Source organism: Mycobacterium sp. NGS34 (assembly GCF_059812845.1).
On sequence record NZ_JCALDM010000001.1, the window covers coordinates 496,182 to 520,556 of the forward strand.

A 24,375-nucleotide genomic window follows, 5' to 3' on the forward strand; every position below is an offset into this window, starting at 1 on the left:
CATCACGACGCCGCCCACGCCCGAAAAGCGTTGAACCGTCGGAGGCCGCGCAAAACCGGTGGCGGCACAACGGCTTTCGCGGCAGCAAAGCCGTGTTAGCCTCAGCCAGGCCGGTGCCCGATGGCCTAGCCCGAACATCAAGGAGCGCGCGGGTGCTTTTCCGTCAACTGGAGTACTTCGTGGCGGTCGCCCAGGAGCGCCACTTCGCCAGGGCGGCCGAGAAGTGCTACGTCTCACAACCCGCGCTATCCGCGGCGATCGGCAAGCTCGAACGCGAGCTCAACGTCACGCTGATCAACCGTGGACACAGCTTCGAGGGCCTCACGCCCGAGGGCGAGCGACTGGTCGTGTGGGCCAAACGGATTCTCGCCGAACACGACGCGTTCAAGGCCGAGGTGCACGCAGTGCGATCCGGCATCGCGGGAACGCTTCGGCTGGGCACGGTGCCCACCGCCTCCACGACGGCGTCGCTGGTGCTTTCGGCGTTCTGTTCGGAGCATCCGCTGGTGAAGGTGCAGATCCTCTCCCGGCTGGCGGCCACCGAGCTGTACCGGCGCGTGCGCGAGTTCGAGCTGGACGCCGCCATCGTGCACACCGCCACCGACGACGCCCACGACGTGAACCTGGTGCCGCTCTACGAGGAGCACTACGTGCTGCTGTCGACGGCCAGCATGCTGCCCGCCGGCACGTCGACGCTGACGTGGCCCGAGGCGGCGCAGCTGCCGCTGGCGCTGCTCACCGCCGACATGCGGGACCGTCAGATCATCGACGAGGCCTTCGCCGGTCACGGCATCACCGTCACCCCGCAGGTCGAAACGGACTCCGTCGCTTCGCTATTGGCGCAGGTGGCCACGGGCAACTGGGCCTGCATCGTCCCGCACACCTGGCTGTGGACGTCGCCGCTCGGAACGGATATCCGCGCGGTCGAGATGGTCGACCCGGCGCTGAAGGCCGAGATCGCGCTGGCCACGAACTCCTCCGGGCCGGGCTCGCCGGTCGCCCGTGCGCTGACCGCGTCCGCGCAACAGTTGCAGCTCAACGAGTTCTTCGACGCGCAACTGCTGGGCATCACGCGCCGGCGCTGACCACCGGCGGTGCCGCCGCCGCGCTGCTCGGGTTGAGCGCCGCCAGGTGTCCGCTTTCCACACCGGCGGCCGGGTCGAGTTCGCAGTCGATGACCGACGGCCCCCTGCCGGCGATCGCCTCGGCCAGCGCCGAGCGCAGCTCGGAGGGCGTGGTGACGTGATATCCCTTGCCCCCGAACGCCTCTGCGATCAGCTCGTGGCGCGCCCGCGCGTTCAGGACGGTCGGCGCGGGGTCCTCCCTCTGAGTGGCCGCGCCCGCCGGCGCCTCGTCGCCGCGGTAGACGCCGCCGTTGTTGAGGATGACGACGGTCACCGGCAGCCGGTAGCGGCAGATCGTCTCGACTTCCATGCCGGAAAAGCCGAACGCGCTGTCGCCCTCGATCGCGACGACGGGGTCACCGGTCTCCACCGCCGCGGCGATGGCGTATCCCATGCCGATGCCCATCACCCCCCACGTGCCGGTGTCCAGCCGGTGCCGCGGCGACTCCATGTCGATGACGTTGCGGGCCAGATCGAGCGCGTTGGCGCCCTCGTTGACCACGTAGACTCCCGGGTTCTCCTGCAGCACAGAGCGAATGGCGCCCAGTGCGTTGTAAAACCGCATGGGGTGCGGGTCGTCGGCGAGCCGCTCGAGCATCTTGGCCTCGTTGCGGGCCCTGCGCTCGGCCAGCTCGTCGACCCATTCGGCGGGCGCGACGACGGGATCCGCGGTCACCGCGTCACATAGCGCCGACATCACCGAGCCGATGTCGCCCACCAGCGGCGCCTCGATCGGCCGGTTGCTGTCGAATTCGGACGCCGCGATGTCGATCTGGACGAACTTGGCCTCGGCCGACCACTGCGGCGCCTCCCCGTGGCCGAGCAGCCAATTCAGCCGGGCGCCGACCAGCAAGACGGCGTCGGCGCGGGCAATCGCCAGCGAACGCGCGGCCGCCGCCGACTGGGGGTGCGAGTCGGGCAGCAGCCCTTTGGCCATCGACATCGGCAGGAACGGAATCCCGGTGTCCTCCACAAACTTCCGGATCGCGCCGTCGGCCTGGGCGTACGCGGCGCCCTTGCCGAGCACGATCAGCGGCCGGCACGCACGCCGGAGCACCTGCAGCGCGCGATCGACCGACTCCGGCGCCGGCAGCTGCCGCGGAGCCGCGTCGACGACCCGCCAAACGGTGGCGGACGCGGCGGACGCCTCCATGGCCTGACCCAGGATGTCGGCGGGGATGTCGAGATAGACGCCGCCGGGTCGCCCGGAGACGGCGGTGCGGATCGCGCGCGCCACGCCGCGCCCGATGTCCTCGATCCGGCCGATCCGGTACGCGGCCTTCGCGAAAGGCCTTGCGGCGTCGAGCTGGTCGAGGTCCTGGTAATCACCGCGCTGCAGGTCGACCATCGCGCGGTTGCTGGAGCCCGAGATCTGGATCATCGGGAAACAGTTCGTGGTGGCGTTGGCCAGCGCGGGCAGGGCGTTGAGGAACCCCGGACCGGACGTGGTCAGGCACACGCCCGGGCGGCGGGTGAGAAACCCGGCCGCGGCGGCCGCGTTGCCGGCCGACGCCTCCTGCCGAAAGCCGATGTAGCGGATGCCCGCTGCCTGCGCGGTGCGGGCGAGGTCGGTGATCGGGATGCCGACGATCCCGTAGATGGTGTCGACGTCGTTCGCCTTCAGGGCATCGACGACGAGGTGAAAGCCGTCGGTCAAACCTGTCATGGTGCGGCCTCCTCGTGAGCTACCTAAGGTCAGTCATCACTGTCGTCTCGGTGCGCGCAGGTGTCCAAGACTAAGCCGCTATGCAGCGATTCACGCCGTCTATCGATAGCGCGCGGTTATCGATAGTGAGCGGATCGGTATTGGACGTACACCCAGGTCTCGCGGCATGGTTCGAGCAGGAGCTTGCACATTCAACGAAAGGCGTTTGGCGATGAAGACAGGCAATCACACGGTCGCCGATCTGGTCGAGGTGGCGGCGAGCCGGCGACCGGACGAGCCGGCACTCGTCGTCAGCTCCGATCGCACCCCGGTCAGCTACCGCGACCTGGTTCGCCTGGTCGACGAGCTGGCCGCACAGCTGAAGCGGAACGGGCTGAGGGCCGGTGATCGCGTCGCGCTCCGCGCCGGCAGCAACGCGGAGTTCGTCGTCGGGCTGTTGGCGGCGCTGCGGGCCGGCCTGATCGTGGTTCCGTTGGACCCCGCCTTGCCCGCCGGCGAGCAGCGCACCCGAAGCGAGGCGGTGGGGGCGCGCGCGGTGCTGGTCGACGGCGCGGCTCCCGGCGACGACCGGGAGCCGGACTTGCGGCGGTGGCCGATCGCCGTGACCGTCGACCCCGGACGGGGCACGCCGGCGGTGCAGCTCGCCGCCGCGACGCCGCCGGGGCAAGACGTTTCGACGCCGCACGGGCTCGTCGACGACGACGCGATGATCATGTTCACCGGCGGAACCACGGGCGTGCCGAAGATGGTGCCCTGGACCAACCGGAACATCGTCGACTCGGTGCGCGCGGTCGTCGCCGGCTACGGGCTGGGCCCACAGGATGCGACGGTCGCGGTGATGCCGCTCTACCACGGCCACGGGCTGATCGCCGCGTTGCTCTCGACGCTGGCCTCCGGGGGCACGGTGCTGCTCCCGGCGCGGGGGCGGTTCTCGGCGCACACGTTCTGGGACGACATCGACGCCGTCCGGGCCACCTGGTACACCGCGGTCCCGACGATTCATCAGATCCTGTTGGAGCGCAACAAGACCGAACAGGCGGGTGACAAGCGGGCCGCGCTGCGCTTCATCCGCAGCTGCAGCGCCCCGCTCACCGCGGAGACCGCCCAGGCGCTGCAGGACACGTTCTCGGCGCCGGTGGTGTGCGCCTTCGGCATGACCGAGGCCACTCACCAGGTTGCCACCACCGGAGCCGGGCAGAGCGAAAATCCCGCCGCCACACCGGGTCTCGTCGGCCGGTCCACCGGCCCCGAAATCCGGATCGCGGGACCGGACGGCCAGCCGCTGCCCGTGGGATCCGTCGGGGAGGTCTGGCTGCACGGCACCACCGTGGTGCGCGGCTACCTCGGCGACCCGGCGATAACCGCCGCGAACTTCACCGACGGATGGCTGCGCACCGGCGACCTCGGATCGCTCTCGGCCGCCGGCGATTTGACGATCCGCGGCCGGATCAAGGAACTCATCAACCGCGGCGGCGAGAAGATTTCGCCGGAGCGCGTCGAGGGCGTCCTGGCCACCCATCCCAACGTCCTGGAGGTCGCCGTGTTCGGCCTGCCGGACAAGATGTACGGGGAAACGGTGGCCGCGGTGATCGTGCCCCGCGAATCGCCCGCGCCGACCACGGCCGAGCTGGCGGTGTTCTGCCGCGAGCGGCTGGCGGCCTTCGAGGTCCCGGCGACCTTCACCGAAGCCGGCGCCCTGCCGCACACCGCGAAGGGCTCGCTGGACCGCCGCGCGGTCGCCGAGAAATTCGGTCGCGCGGATCAACCCTGAGGCGATCGCCGTGAGCCGTCACGCGGTGGTTTTCATCCGGGCCGCCGCGGACTCGGGCATGGGCTCGTAACGGGCGAAAGAGCGGGTGAACGACGCGGCCCCGTGCGCCAGCGAACGCAGGTCGATCGCATACCGCGTCAGCTCAACCTGCGGTACCTCGGCTCTGACCAGCGTGCGTTCGTTGCCCGCGGCCTCCGTGCCGAGCACGCGTCCGCGCCGCCCGGACAGGTCGCCCATCACCGCGCCCACGAAATCGTCGGGCACCAGCACCGAGATCTCGTCGATCGGCTCGAGCAGCGTGACCTTCGTCGCCGCCGCCGCCTCCCGCAGCGCCAGCGCACCGGCGGCCTGGAACGCGAAGTCCGACGAGTCGACGCTGTGGGCCTTGCCGTCGAACAACGTGACGCGGACGTCGACGACCGGGTAGCCCGCGTGCACACCCTTTTCCATCTGCGCGCGGACACCCTTCTCCACGCTCGGGATGAAGTTTCGCGGCACCGCCCCGCCGACCACCTTGTCGACGAATTCGAACCCGGAGCCCTCCGGCAGCGGCTCCACCTCGATGTCGCACACCGCGTACTGGCCGTGCCCGCCGGACTGCTTGATGTGGCGGCCGTGTCCTTTGGCCTTGCCGCCGAACGTTTCTCGCAGCGGGACGCGCAGCTCGACCGTGTCCACGGTGACTCCGTACCGGTTGGCGAGCGCGTCGAGGACGACGCCGGCGTGGGCCTCGCCCATGCACCACAGCACGATCTGGTGCGTTTCCTGGTTCTGCTCGATGCGCAGCGTCGGGTCCTCGGCCGCCAGCCGCCCCAGCCCGACCGACAGTTTGTCCTCGTCGGTCTTGGCGTGCGCCTGAATGGCCACCGGAAGCAGCGGCTCGGGCATCGCCCACGGCCGCAGGACCAGCGGCTCGGACTTGTCCGAGAGGGTGTCGCCGGTTTCGGCGCGGCTCAGCTTGCCGATGGCGCAGATGTCGCCCGCCACCACGGCGGCCGCCGGGCGCTGCTGCTTGCCGAGCGGGAAGGACAGGACGCCGACGCGTTCGTCCTCGTCGTGATCGGGGTGCGAATGCCCGCTCCCATTCGAGCCCTCCCCGAAGAACGACGCAAAATGGCCCGACACATGAACCGTCGTGTCGGGCCTGATGGTGCCGGAGAACACCCGGACCAGGCTCACCCGGCCGACGTAGGGGTCGGACGTCGTCTTCACCACCTCCGCGAGCAACGGCGCGTCGGCATCACAGGCCAGCGTCGCATGCGTGGCACCGTTCGGCGTGAAGACCTCCGGCAGCGGGTGTTCCATCGGGGACGGGAAACCGCGGGTGGCGACCTCCAGCAATTCCAGGGTGCCGACGCCGGTGCCGCTGCACACCGGAATCGCCGGGAAGAACGAGCCCCGGGCGACGGCCTTCTCCAGGTCCTCGATGAGCACCGACTCGTCGATCGATTCGCCACCCAGGTAGCGCTCCATCAGGGACTCGTCCTCGGATTCCTCGATGATGCCCTCGATCAGGCTGCCGCGCGCCTCCTCGATCCGGTCGGCGTCCGCCGGGTCCGGCGGATCGATGGTCCGCTTGCCGCCGGAATACTGGTAGCGCTTCTGTGACAGCAAGCCGATCAGGCCGTCCTCGATCGGCAGGTAAAGCGGTAACACCTTGTCGCCGAACGCGTTCTGCGCCGAGGCCAGCGCCTCGGAATAGTTCGCCCGCGCGTGGTCGAGCTTGGTGACCACCACGGCGCGGGGCATGCCGACCTGGCTGCACTCCTGCCAGAGCGACTTGGTCGGTTCGTCGACGCCCTCGTTGGCGGCGATCACGAACAGCGCGCAGTCCGCGGCGCGCAACCCGGCGCGCAGCTCGCCGACGAAATCGAGGTATCCGGGCGTGTCGACCAGGTTGATCTTGATGCCGTCGTGCGACAGGGATGCCACCGCGACCCCGACGGAGCGCTGTTGGCGGATCTCCGCCTCGTCGTAGTCGCAGATGGTGCTGCCGTCGGTGACCGAGCCGGGCCGGGTCAGCACGCCCGCGGCGACCAGCAGCGCCTCGACCAGGGTTGTCTTGCCGCCACCGGAGGGCCCCACCAGGACCACGTTGCGAACATCGCCCGGGCCGTTCGCGGTGGGAGCGGCCGCCGCGCCCAGGGAAGCGTTCGCCTTGTCCGCCATGACTTTCCTCCAGTTCCGCTGCGCCGCGGCGTGCTGTAGCGCGGTGTGTTGCAGACCACAGGACGCCTGTAGGCAACTTTTCCCCCAACTGCCGCCCAACACAAGGCCACCGGCCGGCCACAATTGCGGGCGGGTTGGCCCCGCCGGATCTGTGCCGTCGCCCGTCCGGTCAGGCGTGCCAGCTCGACCAGCGCCGCACCGTAACCGCGATGACCGGGCCGTCCAGCGAAACCGTTTGATACTGAGGGTATTTGGCGCGCAGCAGCCGCAAGCCGGTCGTCATCGCCTCGCCGCCGGCGTGAATGGCGGCAAGACCGTCGGCGCGGACCCACCAGAGCCGCGCCCAGTCGTCGTCGTAGTGGTCGACGAGCAGGCTGACCTGTGGGTTGATTTCGATGTTGGCCAGGCGCCGCAGCCGTCGTGTCGTCTTGGGTTTCGCGTCGACGGCCGTGTAGACCACGTCATCCCCGCCGACGGCGAAGACCACCGGCACCAGGTGCGGCGCGCCGCCGGGTGTGGCGGTGGCCAGGCGGGCTATCGGGGACCGCGAGAATCTGACCTTCGGGTCGAATTCGCCCACTGCCTTAGATTAGGGCCGCCGCCGCGCCTTCCGCGCTAGGTTTACCGCATGCGGGCCGAGACCCAGATCGCCAACCTCCTGTATCGCTACGCCGAATGCATCGACGCCGGTGACCTGGCGGGAGCGGCGGAGCTGTTCGAACACGCGCGCATCCGCATCGGCGGCTCGGACGCCGAACCGGACACCGTCGACGCCGCCCGGCTGCTGGGGATCTGGAAGTCGCTGATCGTGCTGCATGCGGACGGGACGCCGCGAACCAAGCACGTGACGACCAATCCGATCATCGAGATCGATGAGCGGGCCGGCGCCGCGTCCTGCCGCAGTTACTACACGGTGCTGCAGCAGACCGACGAGCTGCCCCTACAGACCATCGTCACCGGTCGCTATCACGACCGATTCGAATGCGTCGACGGCCGGTGGCGATTCTGCTACCGCGATCTCACGCTCATCGACATGATCGGCGACGTCAGCCACCACCTGGCCTATCCCATCGCCCCGGCCCAAGGGGCCTGACCACTGTTGTGAATAGCTATCTGCATTACGGTTATACACAGCGAGTCGTGTTACCCAGACCGGGAGGCTGGGCCAAATTCTGATTCTTACTGCGTCGCAGGAGGTGACGGGATGAGCAAATCGCACCACCGCTCCGTCCGGTGGTCAGGGGTGGTCAGCGTGCTGGCCGCGGTGGGTCTGGGCCTCGGCATGGCCGCGGCGCCGGCATCCGCGTCGCCCGCATCCGACCGGCCCCTGGCGCCGCTTGACCCGTCGGGCATCGTCGGCAAGGTCGGGCCTCAGGTCGTCGACATCAGCACCAAGTTCGGCTACAACAACGCGGTGGGGGCCGGAACCGGCATCATCATCGATCCGGGCGGTGTCATCCTGACCAACAACCACGTGATCTCGGGCGCCACCGACATCAGCGCGTTCGCCGTCGGCAACGGCCAGACCTACGCCGTCGACGTCATCGGCTACGACCGGACCGCGGACGTGGCGGTCCTGCAGCTTCGCGGCGGGGGCGGCCTGCCGGCCGCCAACATCGGTGGCGGGGTCTCGATCGGCGAGCCGGTCGTGGCGTTGGGCAACGCCGGCGGTCAGGGCGGGACGCCCAGCGCGGTCGCCGGCAAGGTCGTCGGGCTCAACCAGAGCGTCTCGGCGACCGACACCCTGACCGGCGCGGAGGAGAACCTCGGCGGGCTGATCCAGGCCGACGCCGCGATCAGGCCCGGCGACTCGGGCGGCCCGATGGTGAACGAGGCCGGCCAGGTGATCGGGATGAACACCGCCGCCACCGACAGCTACAAGATGTCCGGCGGTCAAGGTTTCGCCATTCCGATCGGCACGGCGATGGGGGTCGCCGGACAGATCCGCTCCGGCGCCGCGTCGAACACGGTGCACATCGGCCCAACGGCCTTCCTGGGCCTCGGCGTGACGGACAACGGCGGCAACGGCGCCCGGGTCGAACGCGTCGTGGGCAGCGGTCCCGCGGCGGCGGCCGGAATCTCGGCCGGCGACGTCATCACCGGGGTCGACAACACCCCGATCACCGGTGCCACGTCGATGACGGACGTGCTCGTCCCGCATCACCCCGGCGACACCATCACCCTGCACTGGCGCGCCAAAGGTGACGGAGATCGCAGCGGACCCGTGACGCTGGCGGACGGGCCGCCGGCCTGATGCCGCGCGGATAATGCCCGCCTCCGCCCGGATTCGCTTGCGGCACATCGCGATTGGCCGTCCAGCCGCGTCCGTGATTCCGGATGCGCCCGGTCGGGTACCCGTGGCATCGTGGAATTGATGAACGACGCAAGAGACGCAGTCGAACACGATCCCGCGGGGGGCAGTCACGTCGAGGGCGGCGTGGTCGAGCATCCGAACGCCGAGGATTTCGACAATGCGGCCGCGCTGCCGGCCGACCCGACCTGGTTCAAGCACGCGGTCTTCTACGAGGTGCTGGTCCGGGCGTTCTTCGACGCCAACGCCGACGGGTCCGGTGACCTGCGGGGGCTGATGGAGCGCCTGGACTACCTGCAGTGGCTCGGCATCGACTGCATCTGGCTGCCCCCTTTTTACGACTCGCCGCTGCGTGACGGCGGCTACGACATCAGGGACTTCTACAAGGTCCTGCCCGAGTTCGGGACGGTCGACGACTTCGTGGCGTTGCTGGACGCCGCCCACGAGCGGGGAATCCGGGTGATCACCGACCTGGTGATGAACCACACGTCCGAGTCACACCCGTGGTTTCAGGAGTCGCGGCACGACCCCGACGGGCCATACGGCGACTACTACGTGTGGAGCGACACCAGCGAGAAGTACACCGACGCCCGCATCATCTTCGTCGACACCGAGGAATCGAACTGGACCTTCGACCCGGTCCGCCGCCAGTTCTACTGGCACCGGTTCTTCTCCCACCAGCCCGACCTGAACTACGAGAACCCTGCCGTGCAGGAGGCGATGATCGACGTCATGCGCTTCTGGCTGGGGCTGGGGATCGACGGGTTTCGCCTGGACGCGGTGCCCTACCTGTTCGAGCGCGAGGGCACCAACTGCGAGAACCTGCCCGAGACGCACGCGTTCCTCAGGCGGGTCCGCAAGGTCGTCGACGACGAGTTCCCCGGCCGGGTGCTGCTGGCCGAGGCCAACCAGTGGCCGGGCGATGTCGTGGAGTACTTCGGGGACCCCAGCACCGGCGGCGACGAGTGCCACATGGCGTTCCATTTCCCACTGATGCCGCGCATCTTCATGGCGGTGCGCCGGGAATCGCGCTTCCCGATCTCCGAGATCCTCGCGCAGACGCCGTCCATCCCGGACATGGCGCAATGGGGGATCTTCCTGCGCAACCACGACGAGCTGACGCTGGAGATGGTCACCGACGAAGAGCGCGACTACATGTACGCGGAGTACGCCAAGGATCCGCGGATGAAGGCGAACGTCGGGATCCGCCGGCGCCTGGCACCGCTGCTGGAGAACGACCGCAACCAGATCGAGCTGTTCACCGCGCTGCTGATGTCGCTGCCCGGCTCGCCGGTCCTCTACTACGGCGACGAGATCGGCATGGGCGACGTGATCTGGTTGGGGGACCGCGACGGGGTGCGCACCCCGATGCAGTGGACTCCGGACCGCAATGCCGGCTTCTCCAAGGCCAACCCCGGCCGGCTGTACCTGCCACCGAGCCAGGACTCGGTGTACGGGTACCAGGCCGTCAACGTGGAGGCGCAACGCGACACCTCGACGTCCCTGCTCAACTTCACCCGGGTGATGCTGGCGGTGCGGGGCCGGCACAAAGCATTTGCGATCGGAAGATTCGAGGAACTGGGCGGGTCGAACCCGTCGGTCCTGGCGTTCGTGCGGCACTCGGCGGACGACGGGGACACCGTGCTGTGCGTCAACAACCTGTCGCGGTTCCCCCAGCCGATTGAGCTGAACCTCCAGCAATGGAGCGGCTGCACACCGGTGGAGCTGACCGGCCACGTGGAGTTTCCGCGCATCGGTCACCTGCCCTACCTGCTGACACTGCCGGGTCACGGGTTCTACTGGTTCCAGTTGACCGGATGTGAGGAGAATTCATGACCGCCCCAGGCAAGCTGCCCTGGTCTGAGTGGCTTCCGCAGCAGCGGTGGTACGCGGGGCGCAACCGCGAGTTGTCGAGCGCGGAGCCGGGCGTCGTCGTGCAGCTGCGCGAGGACCTCGACCTGGTCCTCGTCGATGCCCGCTACACCGACGGCTCGTCGGAGCGCTACCAGGTGATCGTCCGGTGGGACTCGGCGCCGGTGTCTGAGTACAGCACAGTCGCCACCATCGGGGCCGCCGACGACCGGACCGGGTTCGACGCGCTGTACGACGCCGACGCGCCGCGGTTTCTGCTCTCACTCATCGACGCGGGCGCCGCGCGCGGCTCGTCCGGCGACGAGGTGACGTTTGGCAAGGAGCCCGACGTCGAGCTGCCGTTGGACGCGTCGCCGCACGTCTCCGACGCCGAGCAGAGCAACACCAGCGTGATCTTCGATCGAGACGCCATGTTCAAGGTCTTTCGGCGGGTCAGCAGCGGCATCAACCCCGACATCGAACTGAACCGGGCGCTCGCCCGCGCCGGCAACCCGCACGTGGCGCGGTTGCTCGGCACCTACGAGTTGGTCCCGCCGGGTGGTGGTGACCCGTGGCCGCTGGGCATGGTGACCGAATTCGCGTCCAACGCGGCCGAGGGCTGGGCCATGGCCACCGCCAGCGTGCGCGACCTGTTCGCGGAGGGCGACCTGTACGCGTACGAGGTCGGCGGTGACTTCGCCGCCGAATCCAGCCGGCTGGGCGAGGCCGTCGCGTCCGTGCACGCCACCCTGGCGGAGTGCCTTGGCACGGCCGACGCCACGTTCCCGGTCGAGACCGTGCTGGCCCGGCTGTCGTCGACCGTCGGCAAGGTTCCGGAGCTCGAGGATTACGCGGCGACCATCGAGGAGCGCTTCCAAAAGCTCGCGGGCGAGACGATCACCATGCAGCGGGTGCACGGCGACCTGCACCTGGGACAGGTGCTGCGGACGCCGGAGAGCTGGCTGCTGATCGACTTCGAAGGCGAACCGGGGCAGCCGCTCGACGAGCGGCGCGCGCCGGATTCGCCGTTGCGCGACGTGGCCGGCGTGCTGCGCTCGTTCGAGTACGCGGCCTACGGGCCGCTGATCGACCAGGGCGCCGACAAGCAGCTGGCCGCCCGCGCCCGCGAATGGGTCGAGCGCAACTGCGCCGCGTTCTGCGACGGCTACGCCTCGGTTTCCGGCACCGACCCGCGCGATTCGCCGCAGCTGCTGGCCGCCTACGAGCTCGACAAGGCGGTCTACGAGGCCGGTTACGAGGCGCGACACCGGCCGAGCTGGCTGCCGATCCCGCTGCGATCCATCGCCCGGCTGACGGCCGCCTAGTGCGGCTGCGCCGACGGGCCGTGTCTGAAAGCATGTCCCGCGTGGGGAGAGAGACCTTCAACAGCGAGGCGAGGTTGTCGTGGGTGCTGGCCGGGCTGGCCGGCGTGCTGGGAGCGACGGCATTCACCCACTCGGCCGGGTACTTCGTCACCTTCATGACCGGCAACGCCCAGCGCGGCGCGCTGGGCTTTTTCCGCGGCGACATCGTGCTGTCGGTGTCGGCGGCGCTGCTGATCGTGTGCTTCGTCGCCGGCGTGGTGATCGCATCGGTGTGCCGCAGGCATTTCTGGGTCGCGCATCCGCACGGCCCCACCGTGCTCACCACCTTCAGCCTGCTGGCCGCCACCGTGGTGGACGTGCTCGACGAGGGGTGGGAAGAAAACCTCCTCGATTTTGCGCCAATCATGTTGGTCGCCTTCGCCATTGGCGCGTTGAACACGTCGTTCGTCAAGGACGGCGAGGTGTCCGTGCCGCTGAGCTACGTGACCGGCACGCTGGTCAAGATGGGCCAGGGCATCGAACGCCACATCGCCGGCGGCACCGCGGCGGACTGGCTCGGCTACTTCCTGCTGTTCAGCAGCTTCGTCTTAGGCGCGGTGGTGGGCGGCTGCATCAGCCTGGTCGTCAACGGCACCTGGATGCTGGTGGTCGCCACGTCCGTGTGCGCGTTGACGACCGGGTACACGTACTTCCACTCCGACCGCCGCGCGCTGCTGGACGACAAGTCGGACAAAAAGCATGGGCAGCAGCGCTGACCGGTGCGCTGCTGCCCATGCCGTCTTTGGAGGGGCTCAGGCGGCTGGTTGCGCCGGCTGAGCAGTGGTGTTGATGCCGTTGAGCACCTGGATGATGTCGGGCTTCATGGCAAGCAGCTGCTGGTTCCAGTACGGCCACGAGTGGGTCCCATTGGCCGGGAAGTTGAACACCCCGTTGCGTCCGCCAGCGGCCACGTAGTTGTTCTGGAAGGTCTGGTTGGTGCGCAGCGTGAGGCCTTCCAGGAACTTCGCCGGCATGTTGTCGCCGCCGAGGTCGCTGGGGGCGCCGTTACCGCAGTAGACCCAGACCCGCGTGTTGTTGGCGACCAGCCGAGGAATCTGGACCATCGGGTCGTTGCGCTTCCACGCCGGGTCGCTGGACGGACCCCACATGCTGTTGGCGTTGTAGCCACCGGAGTCGTTCATCGCCAAACCGATCAGGGTCGGCCACCAGCCCTCGGACGGGTTGAGGAAGCCGGATAGCGAAGCTGCATAGGGGAATTGCTGCGGGTAGTAGGCGGCCATGATCAGCGAGGAACCACCCGACATCGACAGGCCGACCGCGGCGTTGCCGAACGGCGACACCTGCTTGTTGGCCTGCAGCCAGCCGGGCATTTCCTGGGTCAGGAATGTCTCCCACTTGTAGGTGTAGTTCTGTCCATTGCCGGACGACGGCTGATACCAGTTGCTGTAGAAGCTGGATTGGCCGCCGACGGGCATGATCACCGACAGGCCGGACTGGTAGAACTCCTCAAAGGCCGGGGTGTTGATGTCCCAGCCGTTGTAATCGTCCTGTGCCCGCAGGCCGTCGAGCAAGTAGACCGAGTGCTGTCCACCGGGCTGGAACTGCACCTTGATGTTGCGGCCCATCGACGGCGATGGCACCTCAAGGTATTCCACCGGGAGTCCCGGTTTCGAGAACGCCGCCGCGGTAGCCGCACCGCCGACGGCGCCGACCAGACCCGAGAGCAGGGCAGCCCCCACAGCCGCGATGGCCAGCCGGCGAGGCATCCTCGCTGCCGCGCCACGCACCTTCCGCACCTCTTCGAAGAACGACATAGCTCTCTACCCATCCCAACTTTCATCGCTTGTTCGATGCCGCACGACTACGGTCGAATCTGTTCGCCTGCGCAGTGAAACACAGGGGGAGGGCGTAATTGGGCTGTCACGGCCGAGGCGGGAGATCGCGGTTGGCTAACGATTGGGAGTCGGCCAGAAATCGTCACATTCGTGTCACGAATGGCTCACGCAACTATTGCGATTCAACGGCCTACGCGACGAGTCGGCGCAAAAGTGTTGAAGCCGTGGCGATTCCGATCAAGGCGGACACCGCCAGCACGATGAAGTCGGCCGGGTTGAAGGGGGTGCCGATCAACAGCGCCCGCAGCGCGTCGACCTCGTAACTGAGCGGGTTGACCTTGCTCAGCGCGTGCAGCCACGTGGGCATCACGTCGACGGGGTAGAGCGCGTTGGACGCGAAGAACAGCGGCATCGTGATGGCCTGGCCGATTCCCATCAGGCGATCGCGGCTGAGAACCAGGCCGGCCAGCGTCATCGACAGGCAGGCGAAGAAGGCCGCGCCGAGCATGACGACGGCCATCGCCGCCAGGATCCGCAGCGGGTTGACGGTCAGACCGACGTTCATCACATACGCCAACGCCATCACGCCGACGACCTGGGCGACCGACCGCACGCCGGCCGCGAACGCCTTGCCGGTGATCAGCGCCGACGCCGGGGCGGGCGTCACCATCAGCTTGGCCAGCACGCCGGCGTCGCGGTCCCAAATGATCTGTATGCCATAGAAGATCGAGATGAACAGCGCCGACTGCGCGATGATGCCGGGCGCCAGAAAGGCCAAATAGGAGACCGGCCCGGTGTGGATGACGTGCAACTTGGAAAACGTCGTGCCGAAGATCAGCAGCCACAGCGCGGGTTGCACCATCCGGGTGACGAGCTCGGTCCGGTCGTGCCGCAGCTTCTGCAGTTCGACGATCGCGAACGCGCCGACCCGCGCCAGCGTTGCCTGAATCCGTTGCCACCCGCGCGGGGCGCGAACCAGGGTGGCCGCCGGGGAGTCGGGGGCGATGTCAACTGGCACGGCTGGCAACCTTTCTGCTGGAACGGATCTCGCGGAACGAGCCCGGCGATTCCGCCTGGCCGGACAAGTCCTCGGCCGCGTAGTGGCGGAACACGTCCTCGAGCGTCGCGCCGGGCGACACGGTCGATTTGAGCTTGGCGGGCGTGCCCACGGCCCGCAATTGACCGCGATTCATCAGCGCGACCCGATCACACAACGCGTCGGCCTCTTCCATGTAGTGGGTGGTGAGCAGCACCGTCATGCCGAACTGGGCCTGCATGCTCCGCACCTGCTGCCAGACACCGTCCCGGGCGATCGGGTCCAGCCCGACCGTCGGCTCGTCCAGCACCAGCAGCGACGGGCGGTTCACCAGCGCCTGCGCCACTTCCAGGCGGCGCACCATGCCGCCGGAGTAGGCGCCCGCCCGCCGGTCGGCCACGTCGAGCAGCTCCATGGCGCCCAGCGCCTGTTCCACCCGCTCGGCCCGGTGGGCGCGCGGCACCCCGTAGAGCCGCGCGAACCACTGCACGTTCTGGCGCCCGGTCAGCGCGGGTTCGACGGAAAGTTGTTGCGGCACATAGCCGATGTTGCTGCGGATGTCGATGGTCTGTTCGCGGGCGTCCATGCCGAAAATGCGCAACTCGCCGCGCTGCACCGGCGTCAACGTTGTCAGCATGCGGACCAGCGTCGTCTTTCCGGCGCCGTTGGGCCCCAGCAGGCCCATGGTCTCGCCCGGTCGCACCTGCAAGGTCACGTCGTTGACCGCGGTGAACTGGCCATAGCGGTAGGTCAGGTTCCGGCAGTCGATCGCCATCGGCAGTCGTTCGCTCATGATCGCCGCTCCTGCAGTCGTCGTGTCATCGTGTCAAGGACCTCCAATCCCTTTGTCAGGGACTCGATTTGTTCGTCATCAAGTTCGTGTAGTGCCTCGGAAACCAGCGACCGGCGCGCGGCCCGAGACGCATCGACGAGTTGCTGGGTGGGCTCGGCGAGTCGCAGCTGGCCGACCCGGCGGTCCGACTCGCCGACGGTCCGGATCAGCAGGCCGTTGCGGGCCAGCTTGGAGACCAGGGTGGATGCGGTGTTGGGCACCAGTCCGAGCTCCGCGGCCGCGGCGCTGACCGAGATCCCCGGTCGCCGTCCGACCAGCCACAACAGCTCCGCCTGGGCCTCGGACAGCCGCGCCGAGTCGAGCCCCTGACCGGCCGTCCGGCGCAGTTGCCGGCGAAACCTGCCGACGACGCCGAACAGCTCGGCGACCACATCGGTGCTGGACTTCACTGCGGTCATATAGCTCTGTTTACGAGCTAAATGTGGGTGCGAGCTGTGTGGGGGCTAGCTCCCAGCTACTTTTCGAGAAGATGCAGGACCACGTCGGTCAACTCACCGTTGTCGACGCCGGCGGTCACGTAGCTGCAGAACGGTTGGCGGCGGCGATCCGTCGGCGATCCCGGGTTGAGCAGCCGCAATCCGGTCTCCGTCGTCGTGTCCCACGGAATGTGGCTGTGGCCGAACACCAGCACGTCGGAGTCCGGGTAGAGCCGCGACATGCGCGCGTCGCGGCCGGCCGTGGCGCCGGTCTCGTGGACCACGGTCAGGCGCAGCCCGTCCAGCGTGGCGTCGGCGCGTTCGGGCAGCCGTGCCCGCAACGCCGGCCCGTCGTTGTTTCCCCAACACGCGATCAGCCGCGCGGCCCGGGTCTCCAGCGCGTCGAGCAAGTCGGTCGACACCCAGTCGCCGGCATGCACAACGACATCGGCCCGCGCGACCTCGTCCCATACCCGTGCGGGCAGGTCGCGGGCGCGCCGCGGGACGTGGGTGTCGGCGATCAGCAGCAGCCTCACGCCGCCATCTTGCGCTACCGCCGGCCGTCCTGACTGCGCGCCTCGGCGCCCGTCTCGCCCGCGTCGAAGGTGTCGTCGGAACCCGCCGCCCCCACGTACGACCCGTCGTCGTCGCCTTCGGCGGCCCGCGATCGAGCCTCGTGCACTTCGGGTTCTACGTCTTCCTCGGCTCTGTGGCCCTTGTTTTCCGGCATGGGATGCGGGTTTCCCACGCAGCGTCGCGCGAAACGGCCATGAGCGGCTCGGATAGGGTGCAGGCGGGCATCGTCAGCATCCCGAGGAGAACCAATGCGCACCTTCGATTCAGTGGCCGACCTCGCCGCCGCGGCGGGCGAGACCATCGGGCAGAGCGACTGGGTGACCATCACCCAGGAAGACGTCAACCTGTTCGCCGACGCGACCGGCGATCACCAGTGGATCCACGTCGACCCGGAGCGGGCGGCGGCCGGCCCGTTCGGCAAGACCATCGCCCACGGTTTCATGACCCTTTCGCTGCTGCCGCGGCTGCAGCACGAGATGTACACCGTGAAGGGGATCAAGCTCGCGATCAACTACGGGCTCAACAAGGTTCGCTTCCCCGCCCCGGTGCCGGTCGGCTCGCGGGTTCGCGCCCAGAGCTCGTTGGTCAGCGTCGACGACCTCGGTGACGGCGCCGCGCAGGCCACCGTGTCGACCACCGTCGAGATCGAGGGTTCCCCCAAGCCGGCGTGCGTGGCCGAAAGCATCGTTCGCTACATCTCCTGAAAGTTGGCGAGCAGACGCAGAATCGCATCAGAACCGGCGGGCGAGTGCGATTCCGCGTCTGCTCGCGGTTAGAACTCGGCGATCGAATGTTCCAGGCGCTCGGCAAGTCTGGCCTCCGCCTCGGCCCGCCGGGTCGGTATGTGCGCGGACGGGAAAGGCGTTGTCACCGGCTGGTATTCGCGCAGCGTCCGTCGAGCCACCGTCATCTTGTGCAGCTCGGTGGCGCCGTCGGCGATGCCCAGCGACTCGGCCGCCACCATCATCTTGACGAACGGCATCTCGTCGGACACGCCGAGCGCGCCGTGCAGATGCATCGCCCGTTGCGCGACGTCGTGCAGCACCTGCGGCATGGCGACCTTCACCGCCGCGATGTCGCGGCGCACCTTCTGATAGTCGTGGTGCTTGTCGATCAACCACGCCGTCCGCAGCACCAGGAGCCGGAACTGCTCGATCTGGATCCAGCTGTCGGCGATCTTCTCCTGGGTCATCTGGAAGTCGGACAGATGGCCATGCCGGGTCTTGCGTGACACCGCCCGCTCACACATCATGTCGAATGCCTTGCGCGCCAACGCGATCGTGCGCATCGCATGGTGGATGCGCCCCCCGCCCAGTCGGGTCTGCGCGATCATGAACGCCTGACCCTCGCCGCCCAGCACGTGATCGGCCGGGACCCGCACGTCGTTGTAGCGGACGTAGCCATGCGAGCCGTGCTTGCCCGACTCGCCTCCGACCCCGACGTTGCGGATGATCTCGATGCCCGGCGTCTCGCCCGGAACGATGAACAGCGACATCTTGTCGTACGTGCGAGCGTCGGGCTTGGTGACCGCCATGACGATGAAAAACGACGCGTGCCGGGCGTTGCTGGAAAACCACTTCTCGCCGTTGATCACCCAGTCGTCACCGTCTCGGGTCGCGCCCGTCACGAACATCCCGGGATCCGAACCGCCCTGCGGTTCGGTCATCGAATAGCACGAGGTGATCTCGCCGTCGAGCAGCGGCTGCAGGTAGCGGGCCTTCTGTTCATCGGTGCCGAACAGCGCGAGTATCTCCGCGTTGCCCGAATCGGGCGCCTGGCAGCCGAAGACAGAAGGTGCCCACCGGGAGCGTCCGAGGATCTCGTTGAGTAGCGCCAGCTTGACCTGACCGAAGCCCTGACCGCCGAGCTCGTGCCGCAGATGCGCGGCCCACAAACCCTGGTCCTTCACCTGCTGCTGCAGCGGCCGCAGGATCGCCATCATCTCGGCGTTCTTCTTGTCATACGGGTCGAGCGCGACCAGATCGAGCGGTTCCAGCTCCTCGACCATGAACTTTTCGACCCAGTCCAGCTTCGCCTGGTACTCGGGGTCAGTTTCGAAGTCCCACACCGTGGCCAACCGTTCCCCGGCGCAGCGCCGCGCCGGACTCGTTGATAAGCCACCCCATCCTAGATCGCCGCGGCGGGGGGTCAGGTGTCGCGGCGGGTCTCGATCACGCGCTGGGCGATGTCGACGAGCTTCACCTGGCTCTCTTGCGACAGGGCTCGCAGCATCTCGAACGCCCGAACTTCGTCCACGCCATAACGTTCCATGATGATGCCCTTGGCCTGGCCGATGCGGTCCCGGCTCGACAGCGCCGATTCCATCTGCTCACCGTGGCGCCCGGCAATGATCGCGGCGGCCGCGTGCGCGGCGAATACGGACCCGATGGTCTCGGCTTCGGTGTCCCACACGCCGGCCCGGTAGCTGAACAAGTTCAGCGCGCCGGCCGTGCGGTCGGCGGTGTACAGCTTGAACGACAGGCTGCTCAGCACGCCCAGCCGCACCGCCGCCGGCGCGTACCGGGGCCAGCGCGGCTCGTTGCGGAGGTCGTCGGTCCGCACCACCGTTTGCTTGAGAGCGGCGTCGGCGCAGGGCCCTTCGCCGAAATCGTGTTGCAGCTTGTCGAGCTGTCCGGCCACGTCGGCTGTGTCGGCCAGCGACTCGAAGTCGCCTCCCCGTTTCACGAGCAGCACGCCCGCGACGTCGGCGCCCGGTACGAGCTGGACAGCCGCGGAGGTCACGTCGGCGAGCACCCGCTCCAGTGCGCGGGGTGCGGAAATCTCACGGGCGAGTTCGGCCATCCGTACAGCCAGCCCATGGTTGGGGGTTGTGCTTGAAAAGTCCATAGTGGTCGGTTCGCATGCGACGGGCGTTCCCCGTTCAGCGGCATTTCCGCAACCCCACGGGTACCCGCCGTCGTCCGAAATTACCCGGGCTGCTTTCGCCGCGGGCCACTAACGTGACGTAGGTGGTCTCCCAAGCGCGCCCGGCGCGCAAAGCCGACATCCGCGAGCTCTCACGCACCCTGGCCCGGGCGTTCTACGACGATCCGGTCACCACCTGGATGCTGCCCGACGACAACGCGCGGCCGGCGCAGCTGATCCGGCTGTTCGCGACGATGACGCGCCGCCACCACCTGGCCGGCGGCGGCGTCGAGGTCGCCTGCGACGGGCCGGGCATCGGTGGCGCGGCCCTTTGGGATCCACCGAATCGGTGGCGGCATTCACGCCGGGAAGAGCTGGCGATGATGCCGAACTTCATCCGGGTGTTCGGCCTGCATTCGGCGCGGGCGCGCACGGTGCAGGACTTCATGAAGACCGAACACCCCGAAGAACCGCACTGGTATCTGGCCGTGCTCGGGAGCGACCCGGCGGTCCGCGGCCAGGGCTTCGGCCAGGCCCTGATGCGGTCGCGGCTGGATCGCTGCGATGCCGAGTATTGCCCGGCGTATCTCGAGTCGAGCAAGCCCGAAAACGTGCCGTATTACGAGCGTTTCGGGTTCACCGTCACCCGCGAGATCACGTTGCCCGATGGCGGCCCGACGCTGTGGGCGATGTGGCGGGACCCGCGGTAGGGCGGTCGCTAGGAAATCGGCACGTTGGTCGGCCCGGTGGCCATGTATTGGTACTGCGGGCAGTACGCGGCGATGGCCGACGAGGTGAAGAACGCGCTGTCGGCGTTGGACCAATTGGTATAACCGGCGACGCCGGCAACGACGTCGTTGAGCGGTACGCCCGGGTTGGCGGCGAACTGGTCGCACACGAAGGCCTTGGCCACGTACATCGCATTGTCGACGGTGCCGTACTGGATGCCGTTGCCGTCGAGGGCCTGGAGGAAGGAGTCGTCGGCGACGTCCGCCCGCGCCGTCGGCGCCGATCCGACCCCGCCGATCAGCGACCCGGCGGCCAGGATGGCGGCCGCGACTGGTGATGCGCGGAAGAACATGTGTCGAGACTCTCTCGCTCTGTGAAGTTTCCCGGAAGATCGCAGCGTATGCGGCAAGGGGGTGGGTCACATGGGAATTGCGAAAGTTTAATCGCCGGGGCCCGGGGCAACCGATCTGCATGGCTAACGACAACGGCGACTTCCCGGCGGAAGGCGGCCCGGGCGACACCCTCAACCCCAGCGAAAGCACCGACTCCGATGAGCTGCGCAACGACGACGGCGACATCGTGGTCGACCCACCCGAGGGCTGGAGCGAAGCCGACCGGTTCGGGATGACGGCGCGCGAGGAGCGACAGGGCGAGTCCCTCGACGACCGGCTGGCCGAGGAGGAGCCGGAGGTATCCGATCAGACGCTGCCGGAGGCGGCCGACGACGGCCCCCGGCGCGCCCACCGCGGCCAGATCGACGGCGCGCCCGAGGATGGCGATTCGCTCTACGAGGTCGTCGACGAGTAGCCCGGAATTAGTGCTCGGTTGTTCACTCCGGCGACGAAGTACTTACGGAGCGCTCCGCCAGCCGGCGATGCCGATGGTGATCATCCGCAGCTGTTTAATGGCGTGCCGTCGGATGTCCTCCAGGGCCTCGGTGGTCTGGGCGTCCTCGATCGCCTCGGCGATGACGATCATCGAGTTCACGAACAAGGTCGCCAGGACGTTGAGGTCCTCGGTGCTCCACTCGTTGAGCCGGTTGAAGCGGGCCAGGTCGGTGGCCAGTTCGGAGGTGATCAGCCGCAGCTCGGTGCGGATGGCGTAGCGCAGCACGGTGACCCCGCCCGAGCGCTCCCGATAGATGAACCGCCAGTGCTCGCGGCGATCGGTGATGCTGGCGATGACGGTCTCGACCGACGACTCGATCACCCGGTTCGGATCCAGCCGGCCGGTCCGCGCACCGCGCAAGGTGTCGCGCAGGGTGCGAAACGATTCGTCGATCAGCACGAGCCCGAGGGCCTCCATCGACTCGAAGTGACGGTAGAAGGCCGCGGGCACGATCCCGACCTCGCGGGTCACCTCGCGCAGGCTCAGGCTGGAAAAGCTGCGGTCCTGCAGCAGCTTGAGGGCCGCGGCAATGATGGCGCGGCGCGTGGCCTCCTTGCGCTCCTCGCGCGACGGGTTCTCGCGCGAGCGCTCTCGGCCCGACCGATGCGGGCGTGAGCTAGGAGTACGGCTGTTCACTGTGTGAACCCTACCACAAACCAGCACTAAACCCTTGACTACCTGCGGGGCACCGGCGCACAGTGTACATATGTTCACTCAGACTTCGACCCGGAACCTTGCGCAATCCCTGCGCAAGCGCGTCCTGGGCTCAGACCTGTTAAACCTCCTCACCGGTCCGCACGGAGTGGACCGCTACACCGAGCTGGTGGCGCCGACCTGGACGCTCGGCGAGGCCCGCGCCAAGGTCATCGACGTGCGCCGCACAACGCCGCGCAGCGTCACCCTCACGCTCGCCCCCAACGACGCCTTCCTGTCCGCGCACACCCTCAAGGCCGGCCAGTACGTCAACCTCACCGTCGACATCGACGGTCGCCGACACACCCGCTGCTACTCACCGGCCAACGCCGAGGGCAGCGCGAACCTCGAGCTGACGATCGGTCACCACGACGGCGGGCTGGTGTCGGGCTATCTGTACGAGCGGGCCCGCCGCGGCATGGTCGTCGGCCTGTCCGGGATCGGCGGCGACTTCGTGCTACCCGCGGCGCGCCCCCGGCGGATCCTGTTCGTCTCCGGCGGCAGCGGCATCACACCGGTGATGGCGATGCTGCGCACGCTGATCGCCGAGGGTCATCGGGGCGAGGTCGCGTTTGTGCACTACGCCCGCACCCCCGCCGACGCGTGCTACCGCGAGGAACTCGCCGCCCATAACGACCGGCCCGGCGTCCGCGTCCTGCACGGCTACACCCGCTCGGAGGCCGGCGACCTTGACGGCCGCTTCGGACCGGAGCACCTGGCCGCCGCGATGCCCCACCCGGATGCCGTGTTCGTCTGCGGACCAACGACTTTGGTCGAGGCCGTGCGCGAACACTGCGACAACGTGGCCACCGAGAGCTTCGTACCGCCGGTCCTCGACGCACCGGCGAACCCGTCGGGCGGGCGAATTACCTTCGCGGACAGCGGCATCGACGTCGTCGACGACGGTCGCTCGCTACTCGAGCAGGCCGAATCGGCCGGGCTGACGCCGCAGAACGGCTGCCGGATGGGCATTTGCCACACCTGCACCCGGCGCAAGACCGCCGGAACCGTGCGCAACCTGGTCACCGGCGCGGTGTCGACCCAGCCCGACGAGAACGTGCAGATCTGCGTGTCCGTCCCGGTCGGCGACGTCGGCCTGTCGCTCTAGCTTTCGAACATCAACGAACTTGAAAGGAGAAGCCATGACACACAACACGATCACCCTGACACCCGAGCAGGCCGAGGCGTTCGGCCGCGAACTCGATGCCATCAAGGAACGCGTGATGGCGGACCTGGGCGAGGAGGACGCCGACTATATCCGGCGCGTCATCAAGACCCAGCGCGCGCTGGAGGTCGGCGGGCGAGCGCTGTTGTTCCTCCCGCCGGCGTGGCCGCTGGGCACCGTGCTGCTGGGCGTGTCGAAAATCCTGGACAACATGGAGATCGGCCACAACATCATGCACGGCCAGTACGACTGGATGCGCGACCCGGCGATCTCGGGCCGCACGTTCGAGTGGGACACGGCCTGCCCCGCCGATCAATGGCGGCACTCGCACAACTACATGCACCACACCCACACCAACATCGTGGGGATGGACCGCGACATCGGCTACGGCATCCTGCGGATGAGCGAAGACCAGCGCTGGCACCCCTACTATCTGGGCAACCCGGTCTACGCGTTCCTGCTGATGGTGCTGTTCCAGTACGGCGTCGCGCTGCACGAGCTGGAAACCGAGCGCATCCGCTCCGGCGAGATCCGGCTGCGCGACAAGCGTGAGGTGCTGCGGGAGATCTGGAAGAAGACCCGGCGCCAGACGCTCAAGGACTACGTCGCCTTCCCGCTGCTGGCCGGGCCGTTCGCGCCGTTCGTCTTCGCGGGCAACCTCTCCGCCAACCTGATGCGCAACGTGTGGTCGTACATGATCATCTTCTGCGGCCACTTCCCGGACGGCACCCAGGAATTCACCGTCGAGGAGACCAAGGACGAATCCCGCGGCATGTGGTACTTCCGCCAGGTGCTGGGGTCGGCAAACCTGACCGGGGGCAAGCTCTTTCACCTGCTGTCCGGCAACCTGTCGCACCAGATCGAGCACCACCTGTTCCCGGACATGCCGGCGCGCCGGTACGCCGACATCGCGCCCGAGGTGCAGGAGATCTGCCAGCGCTACGGCATCCCCTACAACCGCGGGCCGCTGATGCGCCAGTTCGGCACCGTCGTCCGCAAGATCGTCAAGCTGACCCTCCCGGACTCCCTGCTGCCGAAACCCGGTGGCAACCGGCCCGCCGATCGGCTTCCGGTCGCCGCATAACGTGTGAGTCCCGCTTCG

The 24,375-nt window shown here is 68.1% G+C and carries 25 protein-coding genes; 12 read left to right on the plus strand and 13 right to left on the minus strand.

Annotated elements, in window-relative coordinates; translation table 11 throughout:
- Positions 1-152 precede the first annotated feature (152 nt).
- On the plus strand, positions 153-1,085 hold the full coding sequence (locus AC5Y7V_RS02440) for a LysR family transcriptional regulator (protein ID WP_499878449.1): 933 nt from the start codon (positions 153-155) through the stop codon (positions 1,083-1,085).
- Here AC5Y7V_RS02440 and oxc read toward each other — a convergent pair.
- Entirely contained in the window at positions 1,069-2,790 is a 1,722-nt protein-coding gene (gene oxc / locus AC5Y7V_RS02445; protein ID WP_499878450.1) for an oxalyl-CoA decarboxylase, read from the minus strand. The two genes, AC5Y7V_RS02440 and oxc, sit on opposite strands and share 17 nt — an antisense overlap.
- A 211-nt stretch (positions 2,791-3,001) precedes the next feature.
- On the opposite strand from oxc, the gene AC5Y7V_RS02450 reads away from it, so the two are divergent.
- A complete protein-coding gene (locus AC5Y7V_RS02450; RefSeq protein WP_499878451.1) occupies positions 3,002-4,561 on the plus strand; it encodes a FadD7 family fatty acid--CoA ligase in 1,560 nt (519 codons plus the stop codon).
- Between the two features lie 18 nt (positions 4,562-4,579).
- Here AC5Y7V_RS02450 and AC5Y7V_RS02455 read toward each other — a convergent pair whose 3' ends face one another.
- Together AC5Y7V_RS02455 and AC5Y7V_RS02460 are read right to left on the minus strand one after the other, a co-directional pair.
- Positions 4,580-6,730: an elongation factor G-like protein EF-G2 gene (locus AC5Y7V_RS02455; RefSeq protein ID WP_499878452.1), complete on the minus strand. Its 2,151-nt coding sequence runs from the start codon at positions 6,728-6,730 to the stop codon at positions 4,580-4,582.
- A 169-nt stretch (positions 6,731-6,899) separates the two neighbouring features.
- A complete protein-coding gene (locus AC5Y7V_RS02460) occupies positions 6,900-7,310 on the minus strand; it encodes a TIGR03668 family PPOX class F420-dependent oxidoreductase (protein ID WP_499878453.1) in 411 nt (136 codons plus the stop codon).
- Positions 7,311-7,358: 48 nt separating this feature from the next.
- On the opposite strand from AC5Y7V_RS02460, the gene AC5Y7V_RS02465 reads away from it, so the two are divergent.
- The 5 genes from AC5Y7V_RS02465 to AC5Y7V_RS02485 all read left to right on the plus strand — a co-directional run bounded on the left by AC5Y7V_RS02465 (position 7,359) and on the right by AC5Y7V_RS02485 (position 12,972).
- On the plus strand, positions 7,359-7,823 hold the full coding sequence (locus AC5Y7V_RS02465) for a nuclear transport factor 2 family protein (RefSeq protein ID WP_499878454.1): 465 nt from the start codon (positions 7,359-7,361) through the stop codon (positions 7,821-7,823).
- A 111-nt stretch (positions 7,824-7,934) separates the two neighbouring features.
- Positions 7,935-8,984, plus strand: a complete 1,050-nt coding sequence (locus AC5Y7V_RS02470; protein WP_499878455.1) for a S1C family serine protease — start codon at positions 7,935-7,937, stop codon at positions 8,982-8,984.
- A 120-nt stretch (positions 8,985-9,104) separates the two neighbouring features.
- Entirely contained in the window at positions 9,105-10,877 is a 1,773-nt protein-coding gene (treS, locus tag AC5Y7V_RS02475) for a maltose alpha-D-glucosyltransferase (protein WP_499878456.1), read from the plus strand.
- Positions 10,874-12,217 (plus strand): maltokinase N-terminal cap-like domain-containing protein, encoded by a 1,344-nt coding sequence (locus AC5Y7V_RS02480; RefSeq protein WP_499878457.1) that lies wholly within the window; start codon positions 10,874-10,876, stop codon positions 12,215-12,217. Before treS ends, AC5Y7V_RS02480 begins: the two co-directional genes overlap by 4 nt.
- A gap of 32 nt (positions 12,218-12,249) precedes the next feature.
- Positions 12,250-12,972 (plus strand): YoaK family protein, encoded by a 723-nt coding sequence (locus AC5Y7V_RS02485; protein WP_499878458.1) that lies wholly within the window; start codon positions 12,250-12,252, stop codon positions 12,970-12,972.
- A gap of 36 nt (positions 12,973-13,008) precedes the next feature.
- Here the strand turns inward: AC5Y7V_RS02485 and ag85C are convergent, their stop codons facing one another.
- The 6 genes from ag85C to AC5Y7V_RS02515 all read right to left on the minus strand — a co-directional run bounded on the left by ag85C (position 13,009) and on the right by AC5Y7V_RS02515 (position 17,087).
- The gene (ag85C, locus tag AC5Y7V_RS02490) at positions 13,009-14,031 is read right to left on the minus strand and encodes a diacylglycerol acyltransferase/mycolyltransferase Ag85C (protein WP_499878459.1); all 1,023 of its coding nucleotides are present in this window, start codon (positions 14,029-14,031) and stop codon (positions 13,009-13,011) included.
- Positions 14,032-14,242: 211 nt separating this feature from the next.
- Positions 14,243-15,070, minus strand: coding sequence for an ABC transporter permease (locus AC5Y7V_RS02495; protein WP_499878460.1), 828 nt, complete (start codon positions 15,068-15,070; stop codon positions 14,243-14,245).
- Complete coding sequence (locus AC5Y7V_RS02500) at positions 15,060-15,881, minus strand: ATP-binding cassette domain-containing protein (RefSeq protein ID WP_499878461.1); 822 nt, start codon at positions 15,879-15,881, stop codon at positions 15,060-15,062. Before AC5Y7V_RS02500 ends, AC5Y7V_RS02495 begins: the two co-directional genes overlap by 11 nt.
- The gene (locus AC5Y7V_RS02505) at positions 15,878-16,339 is read right to left on the minus strand and encodes a MarR family winged helix-turn-helix transcriptional regulator (RefSeq protein ID WP_499878462.1); all 462 of its coding nucleotides are present in this window, start codon (positions 16,337-16,339) and stop codon (positions 15,878-15,880) included. The genes AC5Y7V_RS02500 and AC5Y7V_RS02505 overlap by 4 nt, the downstream gene beginning before the upstream one ends.
- A gap of 56 nt (positions 16,340-16,395) precedes the next feature.
- Complete coding sequence (locus tag AC5Y7V_RS02510) at positions 16,396-16,893, minus strand: metallophosphoesterase family protein (protein ID WP_499878463.1); 498 nt, start codon at positions 16,891-16,893, stop codon at positions 16,396-16,398.
- A gap of 14 nt (positions 16,894-16,907) precedes the next feature.
- Positions 16,908-17,087 carry a hypothetical protein gene (locus AC5Y7V_RS02515; RefSeq protein ID WP_499878464.1) on the minus strand — a complete coding sequence of 60 codons (180 nt, stop codon included), beginning with the start codon at positions 17,085-17,087 and terminating at the stop codon, positions 16,908-16,910.
- A 94-nt stretch (positions 17,088-17,181) separates the two neighbouring features.
- On the opposite strand from AC5Y7V_RS02515, the gene AC5Y7V_RS02520 reads away from it, so the two are divergent.
- Positions 17,182-17,637: a MaoC family dehydratase gene (locus AC5Y7V_RS02520; protein ID WP_499878465.1), complete on the plus strand. Its 456-nt coding sequence runs from the start codon at positions 17,182-17,184 to the stop codon at positions 17,635-17,637.
- 68 nt (positions 17,638-17,705) lie between these two features.
- Here the strand turns inward: AC5Y7V_RS02520 and AC5Y7V_RS02525 are convergent, their stop codons facing one another.
- Both AC5Y7V_RS02525 and AC5Y7V_RS02530 read right to left on the minus strand, forming a co-directional pair.
- Positions 17,706-19,001 (minus strand): acyl-CoA dehydrogenase family protein, encoded by a 1,296-nt coding sequence (locus AC5Y7V_RS02525; RefSeq protein ID WP_499878466.1) that lies wholly within the window; start codon positions 18,999-19,001, stop codon positions 17,706-17,708.
- An 80-nt stretch (positions 19,002-19,081) separates the two neighbouring features.
- Positions 19,082-19,780 carry a GAF and ANTAR domain-containing protein gene (locus AC5Y7V_RS02530; RefSeq protein ID WP_499878467.1) on the minus strand — a complete coding sequence of 233 codons (699 nt, stop codon included), beginning with the start codon at positions 19,778-19,780 and terminating at the stop codon, positions 19,082-19,084.
- Positions 19,781-19,902: 122 nt separating this feature from the next.
- Here AC5Y7V_RS02530 and AC5Y7V_RS02535 point away from each other — a divergent pair, with 122 nt between their 5' ends.
- Positions 19,903-20,508, plus strand: a complete 606-nt coding sequence (locus AC5Y7V_RS02535) for a GNAT family N-acetyltransferase (protein ID WP_499878468.1) — start codon at positions 19,903-19,905, stop codon at positions 20,506-20,508.
- An 8-nt stretch (positions 20,509-20,516) separates the two neighbouring features.
- Here AC5Y7V_RS02535 and AC5Y7V_RS02540 read toward each other — a convergent pair whose 3' ends face one another.
- Positions 20,517-20,879, minus strand: a complete 363-nt coding sequence (locus tag AC5Y7V_RS02540; RefSeq protein ID WP_499878469.1) for a DUF732 domain-containing protein — start codon at positions 20,877-20,879, stop codon at positions 20,517-20,519.
- 119 nt (positions 20,880-20,998) lie between these two features.
- Between AC5Y7V_RS02540 and AC5Y7V_RS02545 the strand changes: the two genes are divergently transcribed.
- Positions 20,999-21,334 (plus strand): hypothetical protein, encoded by a 336-nt coding sequence (locus AC5Y7V_RS02545; protein ID WP_499878470.1) that lies wholly within the window; start codon positions 20,999-21,001, stop codon positions 21,332-21,334.
- 42 nt (positions 21,335-21,376) lie between these two features.
- On the opposite strand, the gene AC5Y7V_RS02550 is transcribed toward AC5Y7V_RS02545, so the two are convergent.
- On the minus strand, positions 21,377-22,051 hold the full coding sequence (locus AC5Y7V_RS02550; protein ID WP_499878471.1) for a TetR family transcriptional regulator: 675 nt from the start codon (positions 22,049-22,051) through the stop codon (positions 21,377-21,379).
- Positions 22,052-22,121: 70 nt separating this feature from the next.
- On the opposite strand from AC5Y7V_RS02550, the gene AC5Y7V_RS02555 reads away from it, so the two are divergent.
- Together AC5Y7V_RS02555 and AC5Y7V_RS02560 are read left to right on the plus strand one after the other, a co-directional pair.
- Entirely contained in the window at positions 22,122-23,216 is a 1,095-nt protein-coding gene (locus tag AC5Y7V_RS02555; RefSeq protein ID WP_499878472.1) for a ferredoxin reductase, read from the plus strand.
- A 34-nt stretch (positions 23,217-23,250) separates the two neighbouring features.
- Complete coding sequence (locus AC5Y7V_RS02560) at positions 23,251-24,357, plus strand: fatty acid desaturase family protein (protein WP_499878473.1); 1,107 nt, start codon at positions 23,251-23,253, stop codon at positions 24,355-24,357.
- Positions 24,358-24,375: the final 18 nt, after the last annotated feature.